The 9,096-nt window shown below is 50.6% G+C and carries 1 protein-coding gene; it reads left to right on the forward strand.

The window, feature by feature from the left end; genetic code table 11:
• The coding region (locus tag AC29Z1_RS02260) for a beta strand repeat-containing protein (protein WP_488269834.1) at window positions 1-9,096 on the forward strand (9,096 nt) is incomplete at both ends.

Below are 9,096 nucleotides of genomic sequence, written 5' to 3' on the forward strand. Positions count from 1 at the left end.
CCGGGCGGAGACACAGGCTCGAATTGGCAAAGATGTCATTGTGAATGCCGGTCAGGATACCACTATCTCGGCTGCGGCTACAGAAAATCTCAATACAATAGCTGCTGGCGGCGCTGGCGGCGGTACCGCAGGCGTGGCCGGTTCTTCGGTGGTTGAGACTGTCAATGTCAAGACCAAGGCCTTTGTTGATACAGGCGCAGAATTAACCAGCGGCAAGAGCGTACAGATTAACGCCAGTGATGATACAACCATCGGCAGCTTCGGCGGCGCGGTCAGCTTCGGCGGTACCGCCGGCGTAGGTGCCGGAGCGGTCGTAGAAGTCATCAACAAGGATACGGAAGCGTCAATCAAGAATTCGGGCAGTGGTAATAAAACAGTTGTAAATGCCGGGCAAGATGTTGTTGTTGATGCGCAATCCAGTGAAAGCATCACCGCTGCGGCAGCAAGCGCAGCCGGAGGCGGTACAGCAGGAGTAGCCGGTTCGGGAATTGTCTATGTGGTTTCTAACAAGACCAGCGGTTATATCGGCGATTCTACCGATGTTCATGCTGCAGGTAATGTCGCCGTTTCCGCTCAAGACGCGACGACAGTCAATCTGTTGGCAGGGAATGTCGCAGTAGGGGGGACTGCCGGTGTCGGCGGCGCGGCTGATGTTAACGTGATTACCAAGGACACAGACGCGCATATCGGCAAAAATGCCTTAGTTCAGGCAGACGGCAAAGGGGCGGCGGTGCAGGTTGCCAATGGCAAATTCGTCGCTGATAATGACTATACGCCAGGAACAAATGAAATTGCTACACCTGATACTAAAAACCTTGACAAAGACGCTGCTGATGAACTTACGTTCATCGTATCTGCAATGAACCCGGTTATAGCAGAAAAACAGTCGGTTAGCGGCGTGGCAGTCAGCGCCGTTTCACTAGACTCCATTCGCTCCGGCGCTGTCGGTGCGGCAGGCGGCGGCACAGCCGGCGTGCAGGGATCGCTAAGTGCCGGGGTTACTGACAGCACGACCAAGGCGTATATTGACCGGGGGGCGGATATCAACACCGACCAGTCAGTGCTTGTTGCTGCAGGCAGCGACTTCCACCGCTTGGCTACCGCCGGTGCGGTAGCCGTCGGCGGGACAGCCGGCGTTGGCCTCGGCAATGATACCGCCGTACGGACAGCGGATACCGAAGCCTATATTGCTCAAGCGGCGCAAGTGACAGCTAAAAAGGATATCGCGGTCAATGCCAATGCTGCTGAAAACATTTTCTCAGTTACTGCGGCTGGTGCAGCTGGCCTTAATGCCGGCGTCGCCGGTGCGTTGTCGGTGAATGTTATCAATAATACAACTAAAGCTTATATTGAAGATGCTGCTACAGATGCTGACAAGGCTGTTATCAAGGCAGATAACAACCTGCGCCTTGCCGCCAATGATGACACCAATTTTGCCGTCATGGATGGCGGGGTTGGCTTTGCCATCCTCGGCGGTGGTGTCGGCGGTTCTGTAAATGTCGCGGTTATCAACAAAGATACCCAGGCTTATATCGGTGACCGGGCTCAAGTGGAAGCTCTGGGCAAAACGGCAGGTGCTAACCATTCCGTTTATTCCGGAGCAGATACCAAAACCAAAAAGAACAGTCAAGGCTTGGCAGTTGAAGCGGTAAGCACGGAAAAAATTGCGGACGCGGTAGCAGCTGGCGGCGGCTCCTTTGTCGGCGTGGCCGGGGCAGTGGCGGCAAACATTATCACCGCCAATACGGAAGCCCATATTGGCAGCGACGTAAAAGCTAAAGCCAAGGATGTCAACGTGACTGCTGTTGACGATAAGGAGTTGTTCTCGGCATCTGGTTCTGCCGGCATCGGAGTTGGTGGTTTGGCAGGAAGCTTTAATATCAATATTATTGGCGGCAATACAACTGCTTATATCGATGCCGCGGAGGTCACCGCAAGTCAGGATGTAGCGGTTAATGCTTTGGCGACAAAGGATATTACCGTCGGTACTGTCAGCGCTGGCGGCGGAGTTGTCGGTGTGGCCGGCAGTGTCTCGGTGCTGAGTCTCGGCGGAGTGCTGACCGATGAACACAAGGCATATCTCAATACAAACGGCAGTGCGACAGGTGACATTGATAATAAAGCAAAAAACGATCAAGTTAAGTCGATGATTGGCAGCTATACTTATACTGATGAAAACGGAAACAATATTGCTGCTCAGGCTACTGACGCGATTGGTAAACAGACGAATAAAATCTCTGTGTCTGATGTTGTCAACAAGAAACCTTTAGCAACTGGTACCTCAGCAACGATTCGTGAAGGTGCGAAAATTATCGCAGGAAAAGACGTCGCACTCAACGCCCGTGACCATTTGCAGCTAACAGCGACGACAGCAGGCGCGAGCGTCGGCGCTGCCGCGGCCGGTGCTGCGGTGACTGTGCTGAGCCTCGACAATGATACGACTGCCATTATAGGTGGTGGGGCTGAGATCAAGGCTACTGGCAAGCTGACCACACTCGCTGATTGGCAGCAGAAGACAACAGCTAATTCAACTGCCGGCGTAGGCGGCGGTTTCGGTGCTTTGGGCGCGGCGGTTGCTATCGTAGACGATGACAGCGATGTGCGGGCAGCGAGCGGCAATGTGGCAAAGCTAACCGCGCAAGGGGTTGGCTATCAGGCGACAAGCCAAAACAATATTAATACCCAAGCAATTAATCTTGCAATTGGGGGAGGATTATCGCTGGGCGCCTCGGTCGCTGATGTCAGTCTGAAAGGATCGACAAAGGCATATATCGGTGCTGATTCTGGTGTAACCAGTACCAGTAGCAGCGCAGTCAATGTGAACGCCAATACCGATAATCAAGTAATTGCCAAAGCCCAAGGCGGCACCGCTGGCTTTGCCGGGTTAGGTGCTACGGTTGTGCTGGTTAAAGACGAGAGCGGTACCGCTTCTTCCCTTGGAGATAATGCCAGCATCGAACAGGCCGGAGCAGTCGGTATCAAAGCCGACTATAAAGGTGATGTAAGCGCAGAAGCCATCGTCGTTGCCGGCGGCTTTGTCGGCGCGGGAGCATCTGTGGCACAAGCGGAAATTACCGGAATTAATCAGGCATATACCGGAACCGGCAGTAAAGTCGGGCAGACCGCAGGCAAGACAGTGAAATCGCTGCAGATTAGCGCAGATAATCAGTCTACAGCCAAGGCCAAGGCGATCGCTGGCGCTGCCGGGGTTGGTGCAGGCTCGGGTTCGGCAGCGACCGCTGTCGTCAACCCAACAAGTATGGCGTTAATTGCTGATGACACTAAAATCAAGACTACCGGCAACGTAACAGTGCAGGTAACCGGCACAGCTACTGCCGATGCGGATGCGTCTGGTCTTAATGTCGGTGGCCTAGCTGTCGGCGCATCGGTAGCCAAGGCGACGAACACGCCGAAACTGACAGCCGGTATTGGCGCCAATAATGAGCTTATTGTCGGTGGTAATCTGCTGGTCAAGGCGCATCAAACGGTAAACAGTGATGCTAATGCTGTTGCTGCAGGCGGTGGTTTGATCGGTGCCAATGCCACTGTCGCAACTGCTGACAGCGGTACACAAGTGAACAGTTATATCGGCAGTGGCGGTACGGCAACTGTCATTGGCAACAGCCAAGTTGAGGCTGATGCCGAAACCAAGCAAAACGCCAAAGCAACAGCTGTTGTCGGTGGTTTTTACGCAGCTGGAGCCAGTGTTGCGGAGGCCAGAGCCAATACCGACACAGCAGCTACTGTTGGCGGACAACTGACTGCCGCGAATGTTGGCATAACAGCCAAAGATATGGACGACAATTTTGCTGAGTCAATTGCCGGTAGCGGTGGTGTCGTGTCCGGCGCTGCTACGGTAGTCAAGACCAGCGCTAACGGCTCCACCCAGGCCGCGCTCGCGGACGGTGCTAAGCTGACTGCAAATACTCTGGCAATTAATGCTGCTCGGACAACTAAGTTCAACGCAACAGCTAACGGACTTAATGCCTCTGCCTTGGGTGCCAGCGGCATTATTGCCCAACATGTTATCAATACGGATGCCGTGGTTGCAATTGGCAATAATGTAACTACTGCTACCAAGAGCGACACCATTCTTAAAGCGTCGAATAATAGCGTTAAAGACTGGATTGGCGGCAGCGGTGACAAAGCTGACTGGAATCTGGCCGCCGCCGCTGGTGGTGTTGCCACCGGTGCAGCGGTGGATAGTGACATCCATGTTACCCATACTGCCATTATAACGGTCGGTAATAGCAGCAAACTTACTGTCGGGCGCGGCGGCACAGTCGGCTCATTTACGGCTGATGCCGAAAGCGATATGACGCTATTTGATAAAGCCCGTATTAATGCTGGTGGCGCTATAGCTGCCGCCGATGTCGACAGCCGTATCAAGGCTAAGGGGAATACGAAAGTGGCCATCGGCAATGCAGAAATAACTAGTGATACTGGCGAGATTAGGGTTGGCAGCAAAAATAATGCAAATTTGGATAACCGCGTAGCTGCCGATGCTTACGGTGTTGCTGGTGCGCCGGCTGGTACGGCCTACAGCGAATTTGAGGGCAATAACCAGGTTATCATTGCTGAAGGCGCTAAGATAATCGCTGATAAAGATGTCCATTTAGCTGTCGGCAGAAATACGTCCGGTGCAAGCGGGACTATAAATGCCAATGCCGTCGTTAACCTTTGGAACAAGACTGCTGTTCCTATCAACAGCAAGCCTGATCCTAAGGCCAATATCATTAGTGACAGCACCTTGACTATTGACGGCTATGTGGGCAGCGCCAACGACATATACTTGACGGCTGATAAAGGCACCATGAATGCCTCTTATACCGGGGTAGGCAAGGACTTGTATCGAGAAGGACTGGCGGAAGTCGGCAGCGCCATCAGTAATTTGTTTGGCGGCGGTGATGTCAACTTGGATATCAAAGGCGGCTCTAAGTCCACTGCCGGTACGGCGGATGTCGCTGTCAACACCACAGGTACTGTTGAAACAGGCTTGAAACGGGTGAAGGAACTCAGTTTTGGCGGCAGCTATCAGTCAGATGGCAATGGCGGCTATTACTGGCTTTATGATCCGGAAACCCTTGCAGGAGAAAACGTTACGTATAGCATTGAGCGCAATAGAGCTATTAGCGAGGGCATGACTGACCGTATAAACGAGCTGCGTCAGCTTAGAGCTGCTTATTCCGGTGACGAAAAGGCTGTTGCCGCTTATGATGCTGAGATTTTATTTCTGCAGGAAAAAATGGTGAAAATGGGCTTGGCTTCCTGGGATACCACCGGCGGTGGCAAGGTCTTTGTTCCCGGCACCAGTGCGGGAAGTGGCGCGATCAGTCCGAAGGAGTCTGCCGAAGCAACCGTGAAGCAGATGGAAACTACTAAATCTAGTATTGATGTTGAAGTGTCTAAGCAGGAAACTGTTGTCTCTGAGGCCGAAACCTATCGCGGTCTGGTAGCAGATCGCGATGCAAAAAACGAAGTTTTGCAACAAATAACTGATGATTTTAACCTAGCGACGGAAACATTGAACAGCTATATCAATAACACAGCAAATTTCACTGCTGAACAAAAACCTATAGACAAAGCCGACGCAGAAGCAAAAATAGCAGACGAATTAATGAAGGAAACTCCTGATAACGAGCTGATTAAGCGCTATGAGCAGGCTATTGACTATTTTGACAGAGTCAGCATAGCGGAAGTAGCTGTAAATACAGCCCAAACAGACCTCACAAATGCTAAAAAAGCCATTATCTCGGCTAACAGTACATGGAATTCAGAAATTGCCCTGTCAGTAGTGGATGAAATCTACACCAGCGAGAGTAGCAAGTTGACGGCGTTGACTACCCAGCAGACAGCACTGGAGGCTGCGATTGTTGATTTACGTGCAGCGATTCTTAGTGGTAGTTTGTCTGATGAGGTCCCTGATGGACCAACTGCCGACTTCATCACTCTTAAGCCGATTACCGCACGTCTTGGGGATATTAGGATTAGTGCCGATAACCTGACTGGTACAGGTAAACTGCTGGCCCATGGCGATGCGAAAATCAATATTACCAACAACAGCCCGGCTTTTCTGACTGTAAAGGATCTCACTGTCCGCGACGGCGGCTCGATATTCTTTAACGGCGCCTTAGTGAAGAGCAATGCCGACTTCAATACCAGCTTTGCTGAGATCAAAACAAAATACAATACACCTAAGCCTAGCATCACGATCGAGAGCACATTTAATCCGGATTCACACAAAGTAGAATTAAAGAAAGAGGATGGCACCGGTACCGGCAAGTATGTTGCGATCGGTGTCGCACCGGATATTACCCTTGCGCAAAACAGCCTTATCTCCAATCTCAACGGTTCGGTCCAGGTCCGCAGCAATAAGGGCAGCATTTACTCTAACGGCTCGATTAACGCCGGTACTGTTGATATCGACGCCGCCAATGGCGACTTTGTTCAAAGTTATGTCGATGGCTTTACCCATATTGGCGGCGACCCGGAACAAATAAAGAAAGGAACGGCTGAGCCGGGCGGCATTATCGCCAATGGCAACATATTTATCAGCGCGCGCTATATCAATGTCAATGGCCTGATTCAGAGCGGCATCGCCGATTGGACGCTGACACTTAAAAATAGTAATGACATTAGAGTGTCTGTCAATGGTTCTACTATGACCCTGACACAGGCGCAGAATTACTATAAGAATAATCCTGGCAGCAACGGCTTGTATTCGGTGGTGAGCGGCTATAGCGGCAACATCGGTGAAAAAGGCTATGTTATGTATAATGCTGGCGAAGACCGCTTTGAGGTTGGCGGCGTCGAAGTTAACGGCGGACTGGTGCAGCTTCACGGACAAATCATGAATACCGCCGCCGGCGGAGCAAGCACCGGTAAAATCCGGGCATTGGACGGTTATGGCAAGATCAGCATTACTAATAACTCCGGCAAGGATATTGTGTTGCAAAATCTCAACACTGGCGAAGGAAACGCTGGCGTGATTGACATTACCGACACCGGCCGCAACGTTCAGACTGTTTATACAAGCTCGCGTGGTAATGTTACGGTTACGGAAAACGGTGTGCAGAAAGCAACATCCGGCTATCATTACACGAAAAACGGCGAAAGAGGAACTTTGATTTACCAGCCGCTGGATAATATGTATTACAACTGGACGACCGGCACAGATTCTTCTGTCACCAAGTATTATCATTATGAAAAGAAAGATGTATTCGGAATTACCTATAGTACTTCGTTGGTAAACGACAGCACCCTTACTAAAATAGTCTATGGGCAGGAGACGCCACTGCCGAACGGCATTTACCTCTCAATCAATAAACCATTTGCTGACAGTGATTCTCCTAATGGGCATACCCAAGTCATTCAAGCTGGTGAAGCCCAATACAATCTGATCAAGGAATGGACGAAACGGAAATGGTATACGTTGGGCATCGCGGGAACGTATTATCAAGATTATACTTTGACCACCCCCAACAAGAACATCACCACATATTCTGTTTCAGCTTCCAACCCAATCGGCATCGAATTCTTTGGTCAAAATCAAGGCGAATTGACGGTTAGCGGCAACGACGGCAATGTCTTGCTGCAAGGAGTGCTCAGCAACAAAGAAGGCAATACCAAAATCACCACGAACAAGGATATTATACAGGCTGACAGCTCGGCGTTAATTAGTACGAGCAACTTAACTCTGAATGCCGGCGGCAGTGTCGGCAGCAAAAATGAGGCTGTTAGAGCCGTAATCATCGATGGCACGCTCAACGCCTCTGCCAGCAATGGCAGCGTCAATGTAACCCAGGTACTGGGCGACCTCAAGCTGGGCACAGTTACTGCCGATAAAGGCACACTCCGTTTAACTGCTGACGGCAATATCGCTAATGCTGCAACAATTTCCAATGTTCGTGGCCTGCGAATCGAACTTACCAGCAATAACGGCGCTATTGGTGGCGAGTCTGCTCCGCTGGTTGTCAAAACCGGTAATACTACAGATTATCTGAATCCAGATTATGGTCTCAAGGTATATGCTTTGAAAGATATCAATATTGAAAACAAGACCTGGACAGGCAAGAATGATGCCGGAAACCTGCTCATTGATACGGTGGAATCGCAGACTGGCAATGTCAAATTGAAGACACCCGGCCAGATGATTGACAACAACACCGATGAGCAATTTGACCGGCGCACCTGGGACGAGCTTACCAACTACTGGGATTCGTTGCAACTACGCGCTGATACAGACGATAACAAAGCCAAACAGGATCAAACCATCCATAGTTATATTAATAGTAAGAATTTGGACTACCAGACATATTGGCAGCTGAAGTCTAGCATTGTCGATGGAAAATATGTCTTTGCTGATGGCGAAGAAGCTGCCCTGAAGGCTCAAGGTATTAATACCGCTGATTTTGCCGCAGCGAAATTAGCCAAGTATGAACAGCTTGTTGAAGCTGGCGTAGACAAATGGAACAACGGCCAATATGCAGACAATTTTACGTATACTTTAACTGAGTCGGAAAAGGCTTCTCTGCTGAAAGGCTCTAGTTGGTCAGATCGTGAACTGGCAATCTCTTTAGCACCCGGCGCCTTAAAACAATTGACTGATACCGTGCCAATTGTAAAAACACCTAATGTCAAGGGCAAGCATGTCACCCTAGACGCCGGCAAAGGTATTGGTGCTAATCTTGCGCCAATCGTGATTAGTGCCAATATCATGCCGCAAGATCTGACACCAGAGCAGAAAGTAGCGTTAGCTGCCGCCGAGCGGGCAGACATTGTAATTGATAATGCTGCTAAGACCATTAACATTACCCAGCGCAAACCAGTTAATGTTGAAGCAGGCGGCTTGTTGACAGCTACCTCCGGCAGCTTCGCCTACCTGGGATCAGAGGCAAACGTGGCACTAAACTATATTCGTGCAGAAGACAATGTGCGGCTGAAGATCGCAGGCAATATTGTGGCAGGTGATCTCCCTGGCGCGAATGACCGCTATGTTATAATCGGCAAGGATATTATCCTCGAATCAGCTGACGGCGGCATTGGCACAGACGCCGTTCCTCTTAACCTTGGACATAGTGGTACTATAACTGCCAG

The sequence above is a fragment of the Sporomusa sp. genome (assembly GCF_057736855.1).